Source organism: Actinomycetospora chlora (assembly GCF_039542135.1).
Classification (GTDB): Bacteria; Actinomycetota; Actinomycetes; order Mycobacteriales; family Pseudonocardiaceae; genus Actinomycetospora; species Actinomycetospora chlora.
The window spans coordinates 1-18620 of the sequence record NZ_BAABHO010000042.1 but is presented as its reverse complement, the minus strand read 5'-3'; the positions used below and the strand labels follow the sequence as shown (position 1 = coordinate 18620).

General features: G+C 76.3%; 18 protein-coding genes and 1 pseudogene. 9 read left to right on the top strand and 10 right to left on the bottom strand.

Annotated elements, in window-relative coordinates:
• Positions 1 to 23: 23 nt before the first annotated feature.
• Genes ABD994_RS22390 through ABD994_RS22380 form a run of 3 tightly spaced genes read right to left on the bottom strand, consistent with a single transcriptional unit; the run spans position 24 to position 3102 of the window.
• Positions 24 to 488, bottom strand: a complete 465-nt coding sequence (locus ABD994_RS22390) for an ester cyclase (protein WP_345420376.1) — start codon at positions 486 to 488, stop codon at positions 24 to 26.
• A gap of 32 nt (positions 489 to 520) precedes the next feature.
• Entirely contained in the window at positions 521 to 688 is a 168-nt protein-coding gene (locus tag ABD994_RS22385; RefSeq protein WP_345420374.1) for a LuxR C-terminal-related transcriptional regulator, read from the bottom strand.
• Positions 685 to 3102: an ATP-binding protein gene (locus ABD994_RS22380; protein WP_345420372.1), complete on the bottom strand. Its 2418-nt coding sequence runs from the start codon at positions 3100 to 3102 to the stop codon at positions 685 to 687. The genes ABD994_RS22385 and ABD994_RS22380 overlap by 4 nt, the downstream gene beginning before the upstream one ends.
• Positions 3103 to 3315: 213 nt before the next feature.
• Between ABD994_RS22380 and ABD994_RS22375 the strand changes: the two genes are divergently transcribed.
• The 5 genes from ABD994_RS22375 (at position 3316) to ABD994_RS22355 (ending at position 8545) form a co-directional block, all read left to right on the top strand.
• Positions 3316 to 3888, top strand: coding sequence for an OsmC family protein (locus ABD994_RS22375; RefSeq protein WP_345420370.1), 573 nt, complete (start codon positions 3316 to 3318; stop codon positions 3886 to 3888).
• Between the two features lie 62 nt (positions 3889 to 3950).
• A complete protein-coding gene (locus ABD994_RS22370; protein WP_345420367.1) occupies positions 3951 to 5129 on the top strand; it encodes an NAD(P)/FAD-dependent oxidoreductase in 1179 nt (392 codons plus the stop codon).
• Between the two features lie 13 nt (positions 5130 to 5142).
• Positions 5143 to 5535 carry a hypothetical protein gene (locus ABD994_RS22365; protein ID WP_345420365.1) on the top strand — a complete coding sequence of 131 codons (393 nt, stop codon included), beginning with the start codon at positions 5143 to 5145 and terminating at the stop codon, positions 5533 to 5535.
• The gene (locus ABD994_RS22360; protein WP_345420362.1) at positions 5535 to 5978 is read left to right on the top strand and encodes a GNAT family N-acetyltransferase; all 444 of its coding nucleotides are present in this window, start codon (positions 5535 to 5537) and stop codon (positions 5976 to 5978) included. Before ABD994_RS22365 ends, ABD994_RS22360 begins: the two co-directional genes overlap by 1 nt.
• Positions 5975 to 8545 carry an AAA family ATPase gene (locus ABD994_RS22355; RefSeq protein ID WP_345420359.1) on the top strand — a complete coding sequence of 857 codons (2571 nt, stop codon included), beginning with the start codon at positions 5975 to 5977 and terminating at the stop codon, positions 8543 to 8545. The genes ABD994_RS22360 and ABD994_RS22355 overlap by 4 nt, the downstream gene beginning before the upstream one ends.
• Here ABD994_RS22355 and ABD994_RS22350 read toward each other — a convergent pair.
• A complete protein-coding gene (locus ABD994_RS22350; RefSeq protein ID WP_345420357.1) occupies positions 8522 to 9778 on the bottom strand; it encodes an NAD(P)-binding domain-containing protein in 1257 nt (418 codons plus the stop codon). The two genes, ABD994_RS22355 and ABD994_RS22350, sit on opposite strands and share 24 nt — an antisense overlap.
• 240 nt (positions 9779 to 10018) lie before the next feature.
• On the opposite strand from ABD994_RS22350, the gene ABD994_RS22345 reads away from it, so the two are divergent.
• From ABD994_RS22345 to vapC, 4 genes are read left to right on the top strand one after another with little or no spacing between them, the layout of a single operon-like run.
• Complete coding sequence (locus tag ABD994_RS22345) at positions 10019 to 10552, top strand: GNAT family N-acetyltransferase (protein WP_345420354.1); 534 nt, start codon at positions 10019 to 10021, stop codon at positions 10550 to 10552.
• Between the two features lie 20 nt (positions 10553 to 10572).
• Positions 10573 to 11100, top strand: coding sequence for a cysteine dioxygenase family protein (locus ABD994_RS22340; protein WP_345420351.1), 528 nt, complete (start codon positions 10573 to 10575; stop codon positions 11098 to 11100).
• A gap of 36 nt (positions 11101 to 11136) precedes the next feature.
• Complete coding sequence (locus ABD994_RS22335; protein WP_345420348.1) at positions 11137 to 11349, top strand: type II toxin-antitoxin system VapB family antitoxin; 213 nt, start codon at positions 11137 to 11139, stop codon at positions 11347 to 11349.
• Entirely contained in the window at positions 11340 to 11747 is a 408-nt protein-coding gene (gene vapC, locus ABD994_RS22330) for a type II toxin-antitoxin system VapC family toxin (RefSeq protein WP_345420346.1), read from the top strand. Before ABD994_RS22335 ends, vapC begins: the two co-directional genes overlap by 10 nt.
• An 11-nt stretch (positions 11748 to 11758) precedes the next feature.
• Here vapC and ABD994_RS22325 read toward each other — a convergent pair whose 3' ends face one another.
• The 6 genes and pseudogenes from ABD994_RS22325 to ABD994_RS22300 form a co-directional block, all read right to left on the bottom strand.
• Entirely contained in the window at positions 11759 to 12187 is a 429-nt protein-coding gene (locus ABD994_RS22325) for a YccF domain-containing protein (protein ID WP_345420463.1), read from the bottom strand.
• A 44-nt stretch (positions 12188 to 12231) separates the two neighbouring features.
• Positions 12232 to 13530 (bottom strand): MFS transporter, encoded by a 1299-nt coding sequence (locus tag ABD994_RS22320; RefSeq protein ID WP_345420343.1) that lies wholly within the window; start codon positions 13528 to 13530, stop codon positions 12232 to 12234.
• Between the two features lie 64 nt (positions 13531 to 13594).
• On the bottom strand, positions 13595 to 14620 hold the full coding sequence (locus ABD994_RS22315) for a zinc-dependent alcohol dehydrogenase family protein (protein WP_345420340.1): 1026 nt from the start codon (positions 14618 to 14620) through the stop codon (positions 13595 to 13597).
• 2 nt (positions 14621 to 14622) lie between these two features.
• On the bottom strand, positions 14623 to 16272 hold the full coding sequence (locus tag ABD994_RS22310) for an AMP-binding protein (RefSeq protein ID WP_345420337.1): 1650 nt from the start codon (positions 16270 to 16272) through the stop codon (positions 14623 to 14625).
• An 80-nt stretch (positions 16273 to 16352) separates the two neighbouring features.
• Entirely contained in the window at positions 16353 to 17984 is a 1632-nt protein-coding gene (gene groL, locus ABD994_RS22305; RefSeq protein ID WP_345420334.1) for a chaperonin GroEL, read from the bottom strand.
• Between the two features lie 176 nt (positions 17985 to 18160).
• Positions 18161 to 18620 (bottom strand): annotated as a pseudogene (locus ABD994_RS22300) (hypothetical protein); the annotation flags it as partial.

The window sequence follows — 18620 nt, the reverse complement described above, 5'->3', positions numbered from 1 at the left end:
ACGGTCGCTACCGTCCGTACTGCCTACCCGTGGCGTCCGACGGGCTCATGACCGGCGAGGGCCACGGCACCGAGGCGGACGAGGTTCCCGAGCTCGTCGCCGACCACGACGATGCCGCGGATCCGGCCGTCGCCGGTGAGCGTCAGGACGTCGATGACCCGCAGGTCGACGGGTCCGCCGGTGGGGGCCACGACGCCCAGCGGCGTCGGCAGCGGGCCGGTGTGGGTGCCGAGCATGCGGAAGGCGACGACGAGCTTGCCGGGGGCCTCGACCCGCTCGAGCACGACGCGGTCCATGTCGCTGTAGGCGGCCTGGACCGCGCGGGCGCGGGCCAGCATGTCCGCGAGGGTGAGGCTCGCGCCGTTGACCTCCACCGGGTCGGTGTAGAGCGCGCCGAACGCGGCCAGCGCGGCCGCGTCGTCGTCGGGCAGCGGGCGGGACCACAGGTCCATGAGCCGGTCGACGAGGTCGGTGGTGGTCGGGTTCATGATCGTCCTCCGATCGGACGGGGCGGTGCGGGTCAGGGCAGGTCCATCCCGGCGGCCACGGCGGCCGCCTCGCGGCGCCCGGGCACGCCGAGCTTCTGGAGCACGGCGGAGACGTGGTGGTCGACGGTGCGGACGGAGAGCACGAGGTCCTGGGCGATCTCGGCGTTGGTGCGCCCCGCGACGAGGCGGCCGAGGATCACGAGCTGGCGCTCGGTGAGGCCCGCGGGGTTCGTGCGCGTCCCGGGCCCCGGGGTACCGACCGCACGCCGAGCTCGCGCAGGCGGCGCCGGGCCCGGGCGGCCGCGGGCCGCGCGCCGAGGCCGTCGAGCAGGGCCAGGGCCTCGAGGACGTCGTCGACGCCGCCCTCGAGCAGCTCGAGGGCCTGCTCGTAGGGCGCACCGAGGTCGCGCCACCCCGCGGCCGCGGCCCGGTGCTCACCGCGGATGCCGGCGGCCAGGGGCTCCGGGCACCCCGGGAACGGCGTCACGTCGTCGCCGAGGCGCCGTCGCCAGCGCACCAGCTCGGCGCGCTGGCGGGCCGGGCCGGGCCCGCGGAGGCGGGCGCCGAGGCGGTCCAGCGCGGCTCGTGCGCGGGCGGTGTCGCCGGCGAGCCAGGCCTGCTCGACCTCGGCGAGCAGCGCGGGCACCAGCTCGTAGCGGCTGTCGGCGCGGTGTCCGTAGTCCAGCGCCCACGCGACGACGTCCGCGGCGTCGTCGGCGCCCCGCCGCACGAGCAGCCGGGCGAGCCCGGGCAGCGTGTAGCGGGTCGCGGCCGACTCGCCGCCGTCGCGGTGGCCGGCCAACGCCCGCAGCCCGGCCTCCGCCGCGTCCCACTCCCCGCGCACGGCCCGCCACCGCAGGAGGTGGGCCTCGAGGTGCTCCCGGTAGAGGTCGAGGTCGCGCTCCTCGACGTAGGCGATGCCCTCCTCCGCGACGGCCACCGCCTCGGCGCAGCGGCCGACCTCCCAGAGGTCCTGGACGGTGAGGACGAAGCCGTGCATCGCGAACACGTGGTGCCCCGCGGCCACCGCCAGCTCGCGGGCGCGGGTCATGTCGGCGTCGCCCTCGGGGTCGTCGAGCAGGACCCGCGTCCGGCCGCGCAGCATCAGCGCCAGCGCCTCGAGTGCCGGCACCCCCACGGCCCGGGCCATCGGCAGCGCGACCTCGGCGACCGCGAGGGCCTCGGTGTAGCGGTCGAGGGTCGAGAGCAGCAGGCCCCGGTAGGACAGCGCGAACGCGAGCGAGGGCCCGGGGCCGCCCTGCTCCAGGTCGGCCACGGCCCGGTCCGCGGCGGCCATCGCCTCCGCCGGCCGGGCCAGGCCCCACAGCGTCGGCCCCAGCGGCACCCGCGCCTCGCCGAGCGCGACCGGGTCGCCCAGCTGCTCGCGCAGCCGTACCGCGGCCTCCCCCGCCACGAGCGCGAGGGCCAGCTGGTTGCGCGTGAAGTGCGCCGACGCGCAGGCGGTGAGCATGGCCGCGCGGTCGGCGTCGGGGACCAGGTGCCGGCGGCTCAGGACGTGCTCGTAGAGGGCGATCTCCTGCGCGAGCGCCCCGGCCCGGCCGGCCTGCCGTGCCGCCTCGGGGCCGTGCGCCACGACGGCGGCGTCGTCGCCCGCCGCGACGGCGTGGTGCACGAGGCGCGCGGGGTCGGCGTCGGGCCGGGCCGCCAGCGCGGCGAGCACCCGGGCGTGGCGGGCCATGCGGGTGGTGGCCGGCAGCGCGCACTCGACGGCCCGCCGGGCGAGCTCGTGGCGGAACCCCACGACCTGCGCGCTGACCTCGACGATCCCCGCCGCCTCGGCCGGGCCGAGCACCGCGAGGTCACCCAGCAGCTCCCGGGCCAGCGCGAGGTCGACCGCGGCGGGCACGACGGCGAGCTGCTCCAGGGCCCCGGCGGCCTCCGCCGGCAGGCGGTGCACGCGCGCGAGCACCGCGTCGACGACCGTCGGCGGCACGTGGGCGAGGTCGGCGCCGTCGCCGGCGAGCACCTCGGAGACGTAGAAGGGGTTGCCGCCGGTGAGCCGGTACAGCTCGGCCGACGTGACGTTCGTGCCGCCCGCCCAGCGCGCCACGACCGCGCGGGAGAGCCGCGCGGGACGCAGGCGGTGCACCGACGCCCCGCCCAGCGCGCCGAGGAGGCGCTGCAGCTCGTCGCCCACCTCGCCGTCCCGGTAGCTCAGGACCAGCACCGCCGGCAGCGCGTCGATCCGCCGCCCCAGGTAGCGCAGGACGTCGAGGGTGGCGCCGTCGGCCCAGTGCACGTCCTCGACGGCGAGCACCGTCGGCCGGCGCCCGTCGCCGAGCTCGGCGCGGACGGCCGCGAGCACGGCGTCGCGGTCGCCGCTCGCCAGCGCCCGCGGGAGCGGGCCGTCGGTGGTGCGCGCGGCGTCGCGCAGCGGGCCGAGTGTCCGCGGGGTCACCAGGTCGTCGCAGGCCCCCTGGAGGACCCGGGCCCGGTCGCCGACGGCGCGGAGGAAGGCGCGGACCAGGCTCGTCTTGCCGATCCCGGCCTCGCCCGCGACGAGGACGACCGAGCCGGCGCCGCCCGCCGCGCGCTCCAGCGCGGCGTCCAGCGCGGCCAGCTCCCCCGCGCGCTCCAGCAGCGTCCCGTCCACGCCGCCCGACGCTAGGGACGGGCACGGAGGCCGAGAAGCGGCCGGACCACCCACATCTCGCGCGTCGGTACCCATCTCTCGCAACGGGTGCCGACGTGGGCACCGGCCGCGCCGGGATGGGTAGGTGCCACCGATGCCCGGGGGTGGGTCGGGGGCCGACCGTGGTGGCCATCGGAAGACACCGACAGCCACACACTCCCCGAGGAGCCCACCATGACCGAGACCGTCACCCACACCGTCCGCAACGGCGTGGACACCACCAACCTGTTCGCCACGCTCGACGTGCTCAAGGGCCAGCCCGAGCTCGCCAAGTTCCGGTTCCGGGCGAACAACACCTGGATGGGCGGCTCGCACAACCGCAGCACGATCAAGGACTTCTACGCCGCGGGCGGGGAGGACACCTCCCGGGAGGCGCCGTTCACCCTCGACGCCGGCGAGCCGGCGATCCTCATCGGCGAGGACGACGGGCCCAACCCGGCCGAGTTCCTGCTGCACGCCCTGGCCGCGTGCGTGACGACCTCGCTGGTCTACGCCGCGTCCGCCCGCAAGGTGAAGCTCACCGCGGTCTCCTCGACGCTCGAGGGCGACCTCGACGTCATGGGCGCGATGGGCCTGGACGACGACGTGCGCAACGGCTTCCAGCAGATCCGCATGACCATCCGGATCGCCGGCGAGGCCACGCCCGAGAAGCTGCGCGAGGTCGTGCAGCGCGGCACCGACCGCTCGGTGGTGTTCGACAGCATCACCCACGGCGTGCCGGTCACCGTCGACGTCGTCACCGACTGAGCTCCCCGGTGGCCGGGCGCGACCCGCCCGGCCACCGGCGGCCCCACCCACGGAGGTACGCCATGACCACCCGCCACGACGTCGTGGTCGTCGGCGGCCGGGCTGCCGGTGCCGCGACGGCCCTGCTGCTGGCCCGCGCCGGGCTCGATGTCCTGGTCCTCGAGACCGGGCGCCCCGGCACCGACACCCTCTCCACCCACGCGCTCATGCGCGGCGCGGTGGTCCAGCTCGAGCGCTGGGGGCTCACCGGCGCGATCGACCGCGCCGGCACCCCCGCCGTGCGCGCCACCGAGTTCCACTACCTCGACGACGGGGACGACGACGTCACCACCGTGCACGTCCGTCCCGGCCAGAGCCCGCTGCGCGCCCCCCGGCGCACCGTCCTCGACCGCGTCCTCGTGGACGCGGCCGCGGCGGCCGGCGCCGAGGTCCGTTTCTCGACCCGGGTCACCGGCGTCCTGCGCGATCCGCGGGGCGCGGTGTGCGGCGTGGAGCACCTGACGCGCGGGACCCGCGCGGCCGGCCGTGCCCACGCCCCCCTGGTCGTCGGCGCCGACGGGCGGCGCTCCACGATCGCCGCCGCGGTCGACGCCCCCGTCGAGCACGCCGGGACCGCGTCGAGCGCCGTGCTCTACACCTACGTCGCGGGGCTGCCGCGCGACCGCTACCGGTGGTGCTACCGCCCCGGCAGCACCGCGGGCGTCGTCCCCACCAACGACGGCCTGGCCTGCGTGTGGACCGGCGCCCCCGCGGCCCGGTTCGCCGAGCTGCACCACGACCTCGACGGCGGCTTCCGCCGGCTGCTCGCGGAGACCTCGCCGGCGCTGGCCGCCGACGTCGCCGCCGGCACCGTCGAGGGTCCGGTCCGCGGCTTCCCTGGCGCGGCGGGCTTCCACCGCACCGCGTCCGGGCCCGGCTGGGCCCTGGTCGGCGACGCCGGCTACTTCAAGGACCCGCTGACCGCCCACGGCATCACCGACGCCCTGCGCGACGCCGAGCTGCTGGCCCGCGCCGTCACCGCGTCACCCGGCGGCGGGACCGCCCGCCGCGACGCGCTGCGCGACTACCAGGACACCCGCGACCGGCTCTCGGCCGACGTCGCCGCGATCACCGAACGGATCGCGTCCTACGCCTGGGACCTCGCCGAGCTGCGCGACCTGCTGCCCGCCCTGAGCCGGGCCATGCGTCCCGAGACCGCGGCCCTGACCGCGCTCGACACCCCCACCACGCTCGCCGCCTGAGGAGGAAACCGCCGTGACCACCATCATCGACCCCGAACTGACCGTCCGCCTGGGGTCGCTGCACCCCGACGAGGTCGCCCGCATCCACGACTACGCCACCGCCGCCTTCCTCTGGCGCGGGATGCGCCAGGCCGAGGCGCTCGAGGTGGCCCGCGGCCTGCACTGGCGGGCCGTGGGCCGGGACCCCGACCCGCCGGCCCGAGAGATCGTCGCGGCCCTCGCGCTGCACCCGCTGCCCGACGCCGACCTCGACCGGCTGGCGGGCCTGCTCGACGCGCACGACCGGGTCGACGACCGGCGGGAGGGCCGGGCCGGCACCCGGCCCCGGATCGAGCACCACCGGCGCACCGGCCGCCGCCTCGCCGCCGCGGTGATCCTGCTCGACACGGCGGGCACGATCGTGTGATGGGCTGCCGGTGGGCGCGGGAGGACGAGGTCGCGCTGCTCGAGGACGTCCAGCGCGAGGCGTCGCTGATCTGGGACGAGTACCGCGCCGACCTCCTCGCGCACCCCGAGGCCATCGAGGTCCCGGTCGCGCAGGTCCGCGCGCTTCGTGTGCGGGTGGACGAGCAGGGCGGCGAGGTCACCGGCTTCGCCGCCGTGCTGCCGCTGCCCGACGGCGACGTCGAGCTCGACGGGCTGTTCGTGCGGCCCGCCCACATGCGCCGCGGCATCGGGGCCCGGCTCGTCGCGGACGCGGCGGGCCGGGCCCGCGCCGCGGGTGCCGCGCGGATGGTCGTCACGGCCAACCCGCGGGCCGAGGGGTTCTACGTGCGTGCCGGCTTCCGCACGGTCGGGTCGGCGCCGACGCGGTTCGGCCCGGCGATCCGCATGGAGATGCTCCTGTGAGCCCGGTCCTCGAGCGCGACGCCGCCCTCGCCGAGCTGGACGCGGCCCTGGCCGACGCCCGCGCCGGCGAGGGCCGCGTCGTGCTGCTCGCCGGCGAGGCCGGCATCGGCAAGACGACCGTGCTGCGGACGTTCACCGCCGGACTGCCCCGCGGGACCCGCCTGCTGGCGGGCGCGTGCGACGACCTCGTCACCGCCCGCCCGTTCGGCCCCCTGCACGACCTGGCCCGCGACGCCGCCGACGGCCTGCGCACAGCGCTGCGGGCGGGCGACGCCGGGGCGGTGCACGACGCGGTGCTCGCGGAGCTGGCCGCGGCACGCAGCGGAGCGGAGCTGCCGCACGGGGCACAGCCGGGGACCGTCCTGGCGGTCGAGGACGTGCACTGGTCCGACGAGGCCACGCTCGACGTCCTCGCCGTTGCGGCCGCGCGCATCGAGCGCCTGCCCGCGGTGCTCGTGCTGACCTACCGCGACGACGAGGTCGACGCCGGCTCCCGGCTGCAGCGCCTGCTCGGAGGCCTGCCGGCGCGGGCCACCCGGCGCCCGCCGCTGCCCGCGCTGTCGGTGGCCGCCGTCGGCGAGCTCGCCGGCGACGGCGGGCTGCGGGTGCACGCCTCCACCCGCGGCAACCCGTTCCTCGTCACCGAGCTCGTCGCGGCCCGCGGCGAGGGGCTGCCGGTGTCGGTGCGCGACGCCGTCCTCGCCCGGGTCGCCGACCTGCCCGCGCCGTCGCGCGAGCTGCTCGAGCTGCTCGCCGTCGTGCCCGGCCGCGCCGAGCGGGCGCTGCTCGACGAGCTGGCCCCGGGCTGGCCCGCGGCCCTCGAGGTCCCCGAGCGACGCGGGATCGTCGAGCTGCCCGGCGACGCCGTCGCCTTCCGCCACGAGCTCGCGCGCCAGGCCGTCGAGGTGTCCCTGCCGGCGGCGCGGAGGCTCGCCCGCGAGCAGGCGGTGCTCGACGCGCTGCGGCGGCGCGACCCGACCGACCACGCCCGCGTGCTGCACCACGCCGCGCCCGGCGTCGACGTCGACGCGGTGCTCGCGCACGCGCCCCTCGCCGCCCGCGCCGCGGCCGCGGCCGGCGCCCACCAGCAGGCGCTCGCCTTCTTCGTCCAGCTCGAGCCGCACGTCGACCACCTCCCCGACGCCGAGCGCGCGGCGATCGCGCTGGAGCACGCGTGGGAGCTCTACTGCGCCCACCGCGTCGAGGACGCCGTCGCGATGGCCCGCCGCGCGGTGGCGCTGCGCGAGACCGGCGACGACACGGCCGCGACGGTCCGCGCGCTGGTCGGGCTCTCACGCCACCTCTACATCCGCGGCGACGTCGCCGACGCCGCCGCCACCCTCGAGCGGGCGGTCGCGCTCGACCCGTCGTCGGTGCTCGCCCGCACCCACCGCGGGGTGCTGCGCGTGCTCGCCGACGACGAGGAGGCCGGCATCGCGGAGCTCGCGGACGTCGGCGCCGCCGCCGAGCCCGGCCTCGCCGCCCTGGGCACCGTCTACCGCGGGCTGGGCCGCGCGTTCCTCGGGCAGGCCGACGGGCCGGCGCTCGTGCGCGCCGGGCTCGACGCCGCCGAGGCCGCCGGGCAGGGCGAGCACGTCGCGCGCGGCTACACCAGCCTGGTCAAGGCGCTGCGCCGGCTCGGGCGCGACGACGAGGTCCCGGCCGCCGTCGCCGAGGGGCTGGCCCGCACGCGGTCGGGCGACTTCCTCTCGCACGGCTACTCGCTCGAGGCGTTCGGGCTGCAGCTCATGGTCGACGACGGCCGGTGGGACGCGGCCGAGGCCGGCCTGCGGCGGCTGGTGGCCACGGTGCCGGAGGCCGGGATCCTGGCCCGCGAGACGCTGCCGCCGCTGGGCCGGCTCCTCGCGCGCCGCGGCGACCCCGACGCCGACGACGTCCTGGCGCGGGCGTGGGCGCTCGCGACGCGCGCCGACAGCCTCCCGGTGCTGCTCACGACCGGGGCCGCGCTCGCCGAGCGGGCCTGGGGCGACGGCGACGGCGCGCGCGAGCACGCGCGCCTGCGCGCGCTGGTCGACCGCTCCCGCCGCCCCGGCCTCGCCGGGCCCCGCGGCGACCTGCTGCGCCAGGCCCGGCGCTGCGGCCTCGACGCGGCGCCCGACGACGACCTCTGGCCCCGGCACGCCCTGGCCCTCGCGGGCGACCACACCGCGGCCGCCGCGGCCTGGTCCGGGCACCCCTACGAGCAGGCGCTGGAGCTGATCGAGGGCACCGACGCCGAGGTGGTCGAGGGCCTGCGGACGCTCGACGAGCTCGGCGCCGCTCCGGCCGCCCGGCTCGCTCGGCGGCGCCTGCAGGCCCGCGGGGTGCGCCGCATCCCCCGCGGGCCGCAGGCCGGCACCCGCGCCGACCCCGACGGCCTCACCCCGCGCCAGGCCGACATCCTCGCCCTCCTGGCCGACGGGCTGACCAACGCGGCGATCGCCGAGCACCTCGTGCTCTCGGTGCGCACCGTCGACCACCACGTGTCGGCCGTGCTGGAGAAGCTCGGCGTGGGGACGCGGGGCGAGGCCGCGGCGCGCTGGTCAGGCCGCCACCAGGGCGCGTGAGGCGGCGAGCTCGACGGCCAGGTGGTCGGCGAGGTACTCGGCGTCGGCACCCACCCCGTCGAGGAAGCTCGACGAGCGCCGGTATTGCCACTTCAGGCCCAGGAAGCACAGGCCCGGCGCGGCGGTCACCCCGCGGTCGTGCACGGGCTCGCCGGCGGCGTCGAGCACGTCGGCGTCCACCCAGGAGAAGTCCCGCCGGAACCCGGTGGCCCACACGACGCCGCCCACGTCCGCGAGGTCGAGCGTCGCGGCGGCGCCGGCCGCCCAGGGCGCCTCGCGGGCCGCCCGCGGCTCCTCGGCCGGGCAGTCCAGCCCGCGGCGCGCGACGAAGCCGTCGACCCGGGCGCGGAAGCGCACGGCGTTGGCCTCCGCGTCGGCGACGATCCCCGGCAACGAGCCGTCGAACGTCGCGACCCCGTCCCGGATCCCCACGAGCCGGCCGTGCGGCGCGACGCCCTCGGCGACGAGCCGGTGCAGGTCCAGGTCGCGGACGCCGCCCGTCAGCACGGCGTTCGGGGTGCGCGTGGCCGACGGGTCCGGCAGCGACGCGCGCGTCCGACCCAGCGTGCCCATGCGGTCCATCCACCAGTAGGTGTCGTGGCCCCGGTAGCGCCGCGGCAGGCTCTTGTGCCGCCCGACCGCGACGTGCACGGTGCGCCCGGCACGGGCGAGCTCGCCCGCGATCTGCTGCCCGGACGGGCCCGCGCCGACCACGAGCACCGCGCCGGGCGGGAGCTGGTCGGGACGCCGGTAGTCGCGGGTGTGCACCTGGGCCACGTGCGCCGGCAGCGACGCGGCGAGGGCCGGCACGACGGGCCGGTCCAGGTCGCCGGTGGCGACGACGACGGCGCGCGCGAGCACGTCGCTCCTCTCCCCGTCGGCGCGGGCGGTGCGCACCCGCCACCACCCGCCGGTGCCCCACTCGACGGCCTCCACGGTGACGCCCTCGCGCACGTCGGCGCCGGTCTCGGCGGCGTAGCCGGCGAGCATGTCGGCCACCTCGCGGCCGGTCATGAAGCCGTCGGGGTCGTCGCCGGTGTAGCGCCGGCCCGGCAGGCGGGTCTGCCAGTTCGGGCTGAGCAGCGTGAACGAGTCCCACCGCTCGTGGCGCCACCGCTGTCCGACCCGCCCTTTCTCGAGCACCACGTGCCCGAGGCCGCGGGTGGTCAGGCAGCGGCTCATCGCGAGCCCGGCCTGCCCGGCGCCGATCACGACCACGTCCGTGACGTCCATCGTCGTCTCCCTCTCCTCCGTCGGTGCGACCGACGCTAGGGACGGCGGGCGCCGCGGCCATCGGGAGCGCGTGCCCACTCCGGGCGCCCCGACTGCCCATCTCCCCACGTCCCGCCCGGCATGGGCAGGTACTGCAGCGGAGATGGGTGGTCGCTCCCGACGAGGCGCGGCCCTGCCCAAGGCCACGCTCGGTGACGTCGCCGGACGACCCCCGTCCGGCCCGCGAGGAGGGGAATCCCCATGACCGTCACGGAGCTCCGGCCGCCCGCGGTCACCGTGCGCGAGCTGCGCCCCGGCGAGACCGAGGTGCTCGACGCGGTGTTCGCCGGCCTGTCCGACCGCAGCCGCTACCTGCGCTTCCACGGCGCCACGCCCCGGCTCACCGGTGCGGTGCGCCGCCACCTGACCGCCGTCGACGGCCGCCGCCACCTGGCCGTCGCTGCCCACGGCCCGCAGGGCGAGCCGATCGGCATCGCCCGCCTGGTGTCCCTCGGCCTGCGCGACGCCGAGCTGGGCATCGAGGTCGTCGACGCGTGGCAGGGCCGCGGCATCGGCCGCCGGCTGCTGACCGCCGTCGCCGCCCGCGGCCGCGAGGAGCGCTACACGCGCCTCGTCGCCGACGTGCTCACCGAGAACACCGGCATGCGCGTCCTGCTCGCCTCGGTGCTGCCGATCCTGTCCGTCGAGAGTGACGGGCCCGAGACCACCCTCGTCGCGGACCTCCGCGCCGCCCTGCCCACCCGCATCACCGCGCTCGCCCGCGCGGCCGCCTGACCGACCCCGGGAGACCCGCCGTGACCACCGCGCTCACCACTCCGCTGACCGCCCTCACCACCGACCTCGACGCCGCCGTGCGCGACAGCGTCCCCGGCGCCGAGCGCGTCGACGCCGTCGCCCATGCCCTGGCCCCGCACCTCGGCGATCCACGATTGCTCCGGCCCGACCAGTGCGTCGGGGACCCCGAGCACTACCGCCAGCACCTGCTGCACGTCGCCGACGACGGCGCGTTCTCGCTGGTGGCGCTCGTGTGGCTGCCCGGCCAGACGACCCCGATCCACGACCACCTGTCGTGGTGCGTGGTCGGCGTCCACACCGGCGAGGAGCACGAGACCACCTACGGGCGCGCGGGCGACGGCCTCGTCGTCACCGGCGAGACCGTCGCCGGGCCGGGGACCGTGACCGGCCTGCTGCCGCCCGGCGACATCCACCGCGTCACCAACACCGCGCCGGGCACCGCGATCTCGCTGCACGTCTACGGGCTCGACGTCTCCCGCCGCGGCTCGAGCATCCGCCGCCGCTACGACCTGCCCGTCATCGGCTGACCCGGGCGCCGCCCAAGGAAGGTGTATCGTTGGTGTATGGCCCGCACCAACATCGACCTCGATGACGAGCTGGTGGCCGAGGCCATGCGGCGCTACGGGTTGACCACCAAGAAGGATGCCGTCGACCTCGCCCTGAGACGGCTGGTCGGGCCACGCCTCTCCCCGGAGTTCCTGGACAGCCTCGAGGGCATCGGGTGGGTCGGTGACCTGGACGAGATGCGGGGTGCCGAGGCGAGCGGGTGGAGCTGATCGATTCGTCGGCCTGGATCGAGTACCTACGGGCCACCGGCTCGCCGGCCGCCATCGAGGTCCGCCGCCTCCTGCACGAGCAGCTCTCCGACGTCGTCACGACCGAGCCGATCGTCATGGAGCTGCTCGCCGGGGCCCGCGACGATCGGGCACTCACCCAGCTGGAGACGCTGACGAACGGCCTGCGCCTGCTCCGGGTGAACGGCGGAGCGGACTACCACGACGCTGCTCACGTGTACCGGGCCGCCCGCGCCGGTGGCGCCACGGTACGGACGCTCGTCGACTGTCTCATCGCCGTCGTCGCGGCGCGCACGGGCGCTGTCCTGGTCCACCGGGACCGGGACTTCGACGCGCTCGCCCGCGCGCTCCCCGCACTCCGGGTGCGCTCGCTCCGCTGACCGACCGTCGCTCAGCGGCGGGCCGGCACCGGGGTCCGGTGGTCGCCGACGCCGAAGGCCGCCGGGTCGTCCACGTCGACGATCCGGCGGCCGAGCGGGGTCAGCGAGACCGGGATGAGCTTGAGGTTCGCCCACGCGAACGGGATGCCGACGACCGTCACGGCGAGCGCGATGGCCGTGGCGACGTGGCCGAGCGCGAGCCACCACCCGGCCACGACGAACCAGACGATGTTGCCCAGCGTCGAGCCGACGCCGGCGTCGGCTCGACGCTCGATGCGGCTGCCGAAGGGCCACAGCGCGAACAGCGCGATCCGGAACGACGCGATGCCCCACGGGATCGTGACGATGAGGATGCAGCAGATGACGCCCGCCACCAGGTAGCCCAGCGCCATCCACACGCCCGCCAGCACCAGCCAGACGAGGTTGAGCAGGGTCCGCAGCAGGCTCATGGACCCAGCCTGCCACCGTCCGCGTGGATCGTCCGTTACGTCAGCTGCCGGCCCTTCGTCTCCGGCAGCGTCAGGATGATGAGGAAGGCGATCAGCGCGCCGGCCGCGACGTACCAGAAGAAGAGGTCGGGACGGCCGGCGCCCGAGAACACCGCGATCAGCAGCGGCGCGGTGCCGCCGAACAGCGCGACGGTCAGGTTGTACCAGGCACCGATCCCCAGGGCCCGCAGCTCGGTCGGGAACAGCTCGCTCATGATCGCCGGCGCGATCGAGGACATGAAGGTGTAGAGCCCGAGACCGACGACGAACACGATGACGAGGTTGAGCAGCGGCGGCCGGTCGGTGATCAGCAGGCTCAGCGGCACCGTGATCACGGTCATCAGCCCCGACCAGACGAGCAGCTGGGGCTTGCGTCCCCACCGGTCCGCGGCGGCGCCCATGGGGTACTGCAGCGCGATGAACACGAGCGTGCCGATCGAGAGCGCGAGGAACACCTCGCCGCCGTCGGCCCCGCGGAACTGCACGGCGAACGGCGTCAGGGCGCTGAAGAACGTGTAGAAGCACAGCGTCGAGAGCAGCGTGAAGCCGAAGAGCTGCAGCACGGCCTTCGGGTGCTCCCGCAGCGTCAGCAGCAGCGGGTTGCGCGTCGCCCGTGCCCGCTCGGCGTTCTCCTCGAACTGCTCGGTCTCGGCCAGCGTGCGGCGCAGCCACAGCCCGACCAGCCCGAGCACGCCGCCGACGAGGAACGCGATCCGCCAGCCCCACGACTCGAGCTGCGGGCGGGTGAGCGTCGTCGTCAGCAGCAGGCCGAGGACGCTCGCGAGCAGCAGCGCGATGCCCGTCGAGATGTAGAAGAAGCTCGAGTAGCGGCCGCGGTGGGCCGGGGGCGCGATCTCGCCGAGGTAGGCGCTGGCGTTGGACACCTCGCCGCCGAGGCTCAGACCCTGGGCGATCCGGGCGAGCAGCAGCAGGATCGGCGCGAGCCAGCCGACCGCCTGGTACGTCGGCAGGACCGCGATGATCAGCGACCCGCCCGCCATGAGCAGGATCGTCACGAGCATCGCCCACCGGCGTCCGCGCAGGTCGGCGAGCCGGCCGAGCAGGATCCCGCCGAGCGGGCGGAAGAAGAACGCGAGCGCGTAGGTGCTCGTCGTGCCGATGAGCGCCAGCGTCGGGCTGGACTTGTCGAAGAACTGCGACGAGAAGTAGACGGCGAACGTCGCGTAGATCGTCCAGTCGAACCACTCGATCGCGTTGCCGACGCTCGCGGCGACGAGCGTGCGTACCGGCAACCGGTGGCGCTCGGTACTCGTCCGATCGGACACCTGGCTCATCCGTGCTCCTCCCGCTCGCCCCCGTGCGACGGAGCGTAGTCGAGCGTGTGAGGCGGGTGAAGTGTCACGCGCGGACGATCCCCACCTTCCCGCCGCGGCCCGCGTCGGCGACCTCGTAGGCGCGGGCGGCGTCGTCGAGCGCGAACCGGTCGGTGACGACGCGCTCGGGGTGCAGGTCCCAGCGGGCGAGGCGCTCGAGCAGCTCGGCCATCCGCCAGGTCGGCGCCACCCACGAGCCGTGCACGGTGAGCTGGCGGTGGATGAGCACGGCGCTGACGTCGACCGTCAGCGTCGCGCCCTCGCCGACGAGCGCGCAGCGGCCGTGACGGCGGGTGTGGCGCAGCGCGGTGAGCTGGGCGGCGCCGACGCCGGCGCAGTCGACGCTGACCTCGGCACCGTCCCCGAGCAGGTCGACGAGCTCGTCCTCGTCGCCCTCGACGGCCACGTCGACCGCGCCGAGGTCCCGGGCCAGCGCCCGGCGCTCGGGCGATGGGTCGGTGCCGACCACCCACGGCGAGCCCATCGCCGACGCCAGCATCCCGACCGCCAGCCCGACCGGCCCCAGACCCGTGACCAGCACCTGCTCGCCGCCGGCCAGCGCGACCCGGCACAGCGCCTCGTAGGCCGTCGCGAAGCCGCAGGCGACGCACGCGCCGTCGAGGAACGTCAGCGTGTCGGGCAGCACGAGCAGGTCGCGCTCCTCGGCGAGCAGCGCCTCGGCGTGCCCGCCGTCGCGCTGCCAGCCGTAGGCCCGCCGCCGCGGCGAGGTGCAGCTGATCTGGTAGCCGCGGCGGCACTCGTCGCACTGGCCGCAGCCGCTGATGTGGTAGACGACCACCCGGTCGCCGACGCGGATCCGCTCGACGTCCGGGCCGACCGCGACGACCTGCCCGCTCGGCTCGTGCCCGCCGACGACGTCCTGGTAGGCCTCGGGGCCCTCGCCGAGGTGCTCGCGGTAGATGGCCCGCAGGTCGCTGCCGCAGATCGTCGAGGCGCGGACGTCGACGACGACCTGGCCGGGGCCCGGCACGGGGTCGGGCACCTCCCGCAGCTCGATCCGCCGCCCGCCCGGGAGGTAGACACCGCGCACGCTCAGCTCCTCTCGGCGGCCCAGCGGCGGAGCTCGGCCGCCCGGATCTTCGTGCCGTTGGTGCCCGACGTCGTTGGCATCGCGTCGACGACGTGCACCGCCGCCGGCACCTTGAACGCCGCCAGCGCCTCGCGGCACCACGCCACCAGATCGTCCCCCGCCGGGGCGGCGCCCGCCGCCGGGACGACGAACCCGACCGCGATCGTGGCGCCGTCCGGGCCGGGCACGCCGACGACCTTGGCGGTCGCGACCCCGGGGTGGGCCGCGAGCCGCAGCTCGATCTCGGCGGGGTCGACGAGGAAGCCGCGCAGGCGCAGGGCGTCGCCGCGGCGGCAGACGTAGACGAACGCGCCCTCGTCCACCAGCGCGCCGAGGTCGCCCGAGCGGAACCAGCCGTCGGCGGTCCACACCTCGGGCACCTCGGCGCCGAGGTAGGCGTCGACGACGTTCGGCCCGCGGAACTGGATCTCACCTTCCTGGCCGGGCGCGAGGAGCTCCTCGGTGTCCGGGTCCACGACGCGCACGCCGATGCCGGGGTGCACCACGCGCCCGCCGCCGACGACACACCCCGGCGCGGGCTCGTCGTCGGGCCACGTCGCGGCCAGGGCGAAGACCTCCGACGAGCCGTAGACGCCGGCGACCCGCACACCGTGCCCGCCGAGCCACGCCGCGAGCTCGGCCGAGCGGCCCTGGAAGTCGGCGACGCCCCACCACCGCCAGCTCGACAGGTCGCGCGGTCTCGCCGTCCAGACCTCGTGCAGGCGCAGGACGAGGTCGTCGCCGCTGGCCAGGTGGGTGACGCGGTGCCGCGCGACGTGGTCGAGCACGCGGTCGGCGTCGAACACCGGCTCGAGCAGCACGGTGGCGCCGGCCGCGAGCCCGGCCGTCACGGCGTTGTAGCCGAAGACGCCCGACAGCGGCAGCGCGCCGAGCACGACGTCGCCCTCGCCCAGCCCGAGCACGGCCGCGTCGGCGACGGCGTGGGTGAGCACGGACGCGGTGGTGTGGGCCGCGAGCTTGGGCAGGCCGGTCGAGCCCGACGTCGTGAAGGCGACGGCCAGGGCGTCCGGGTCCGACGGGGCGGGCTCGGGGCCGTCGTCGCGCCGCGGGGTCCAGGCGCCGGCGCCGACGTCGTAAGGGGCCGGGTCGGCCGTGCTGCCCCCGGGCCCGGTGACCACCGCGACCGCCGGCACGACCCCGCTGTGCTCGACCGCCGTGCGCAGGCGGTCGCGCAGGTCGAGACCATGGAAGCCGTGCGCGACCGCGACGAGCCCGGGCCGGGCGCGCCCGAGCACGTGCGCGACGTCCTCGACGCCGTAGCGGGTGTTGATCCCGACGACGTGGGCCCCGCGCGCGGCCACGGCGCACTGCCAGACCAGGGCGTCGCTCCAGTTCGGCATCCACACCCCGACCGCGTCGCCCGCGCCCACGCCGTGCCCCCGCAGCTCCTCGGCGAGCCCGCGGACCCGCCGCCACAGCTCGCCGCGGGTCACGGGGTGCGTCACGCCGTCCTCGGTGGTGTCGATGACGGCCGTGACGTCGGGGTCGCGGCGGGCGAGGCGCCCGAGCAGGTCCGGGAGGTCGGCGGGCCGCTCGCCCGGGGCGGGGAAGTGCGAGACCGGGTGCGGGACGACGGCCGGGCGTTCGGTCACCGGGTCGATGGTGGACGAGACGACGAAGGGCCGCACCCCTCGCGGGGGTGCGGCCCTTCGGGTGCCGGTGTCGGCGTGGACTAGAAGTCCATGCCGCCCATGCCGCCGGTCGGGTCGGCAGCGGCGCCACCGCCCTTCTCCGGCTTGTCCGCGACCACGGCCTCCGTGGTCAGGAACAGCGCGGCGATCGACGCGGCGTTCTGCAGCGCCGAGCGGGTGACCTTGGCGGGGTCGATGATGCCCGCGGCGATCAGGTCCTTGTACTCGCCGGTGGCGGCGTCGAGGCCCTCACCGGTGTTGAGCCCACGGACCTTCTCGGCCACGACGCCGGGCTCGTGGCCGGCGTTGTGGGCGATCTGCTTCAGCGGCGCCTCGAGCGCGGTGCGCACGATGTTGGCGCCGGTGGCCTCGTCCCCGTCGAGCCCGAGGCCCGAGAAGACGTCGCCCACCGAGGCCTGCAGCAGGGCGACGCCGCCGCCGGCGACGATGCCCTCCTCGACCGCGGCCTTGGCGTTGCGGACCGCGTCCTCGATGCGGTGCTTGCGCTCCTTGAGCTCGACCTCGGTGGCGGCACCGGCGCGGATCACCGCGACGCCGCCGGCCAGCTTGGCGAGACGCTCCTGGAGCTTCTCGCGGTCGTAGTCGGAGTCGCTGCGCTCGATCTCGGACCGGATCTGCTGCACGCGGCCCTGGATCTGGTCGGCCTGGCCCGCGCCGTCCACGATCGTGGTCTCGTCCTTGGAGACGGTGACCTTGCGGGCGCGGCCCAGCAGGCTGAGGTCGGCGGTGTCGAGCTTGAGGCCGACCTCCTCCGAGATGACCTCGCCGCCGGTGAGGATGGCCATGTCGGCCAGCATCGCCTTGCGGCGGTCGCCGAAGCCGGGGGCCTTGACGGCGACCGACTTGAAGGTGCCGCGGATCTTGTTGACGACCAGGGTGGCCAGGGCCTCGCCCTCGACGTCCTCCGAGATGATCGCCAGCGGCTTGCCGGACTGCATGACCTTCTCCAGCAGCGGGAGGAGGTCCTTCACCGACGAGATCTTCGAGGACATGAGCAGGATGTACGGGTCATCCAGCTCCGCCTCCATCCGGTCCTGGTCGGTGACGAAGTAGGGCGAGATGTAGCCCTTGTCGAAGCGCATGCCCTCGGTGAGCTCGAGCTCGAGCCCGAAGGTCTGCGACTCCTCGACGGTGATGACGCCTTCCTTGCCGACCTTGTCCATCGCCTCGGCGATGAGCTCGCCGATCTGCGAGTCGCCGGCGGAGATCGACGCGGTGGCGGCGATCTGCTCCTTGGTCTCGACCTCCTTGGCCGACTTCAGGAGCTGCTGCGAGACGGCCTCGGTGGCCTTCTCGATGCCCTTCTTCAGCGACATCGGGTTGGCACCGGCGGCCACGTTGCGCAGACCCTCGCGGACGAGGGCCTGGGCGAGGACGGTCGCGGTGGTCGTGCCGTCACCCGCGACGTCGTCGGTCTTCTTCGCGACCTCCTTGACGAGCTCGGCCCCGATCTTCTCCCAGGGGTCCTCGAGCTCGATCTCCTTCGCGATCGAGACGCCGTCGTTGGTGATGGTGGGGGCGCCCCACTTCTTCTCCAGGACGACGTTCCGGCCGCGGGGGCCGAGGGTCACCTTGACGGCGTCCGCGAGGCTGTTCATGCCCCGCTCGAGGCCGCGGCGGGCCTCCTCGTCGAACGCGATCATCTTGGCCATGCGGGTGGTCCTCCGATGAGAGACGTGCTCGGCCAGGCGCGGTGCCCGCGACGGACGACCGGCATCCATGGCGCCGGCCTCACCGTCCCGACCTGGCACTCGACGATACCGAGTGCCAAGTCCATGCTGGCACTCGGGTCAGGCGAGTGCAACCGACCCCGCACCGGGGTGTCGCCTCACCCCAGGAGCACGACGAGCAGCACGACCAGCAGCACCACGACGACGCCGGCGGTGATCGGGATCCACGGCGCCGGGACCCGGCCGCCGTCGCGGGCGAACGAGCCGTCGCGGTCGGGCGGCAGGGGGTCGCGCAGCCGCATCGGCGGGGCCACCGACGACCGTGTCAGCGGCCCGGACGGCGGCCCGCCGGGGTGGGTGTGCGGCGCCGGGAACGGGCCGGAGGGGCCGTGCGGCGGGGGCGGCCCGGGGCGCGCCGGGAGCGGGCCGGACGGGGGCCGCTCCGGAGGGACCTCGTCCGTCGGGCGGCGGGCCTCGACCGGCTCGGCACGCTGACCGTCGTCCGTCGCCGGCGGCACCGGGGTCGCCGCGGGCACGGCCGACACCGGCGCGGCGGGCGGGGCCGGTCGCACGGGCGCGACGCGGCCGACCGGCGGCACCGGCGGCGGTCCCGGGCGG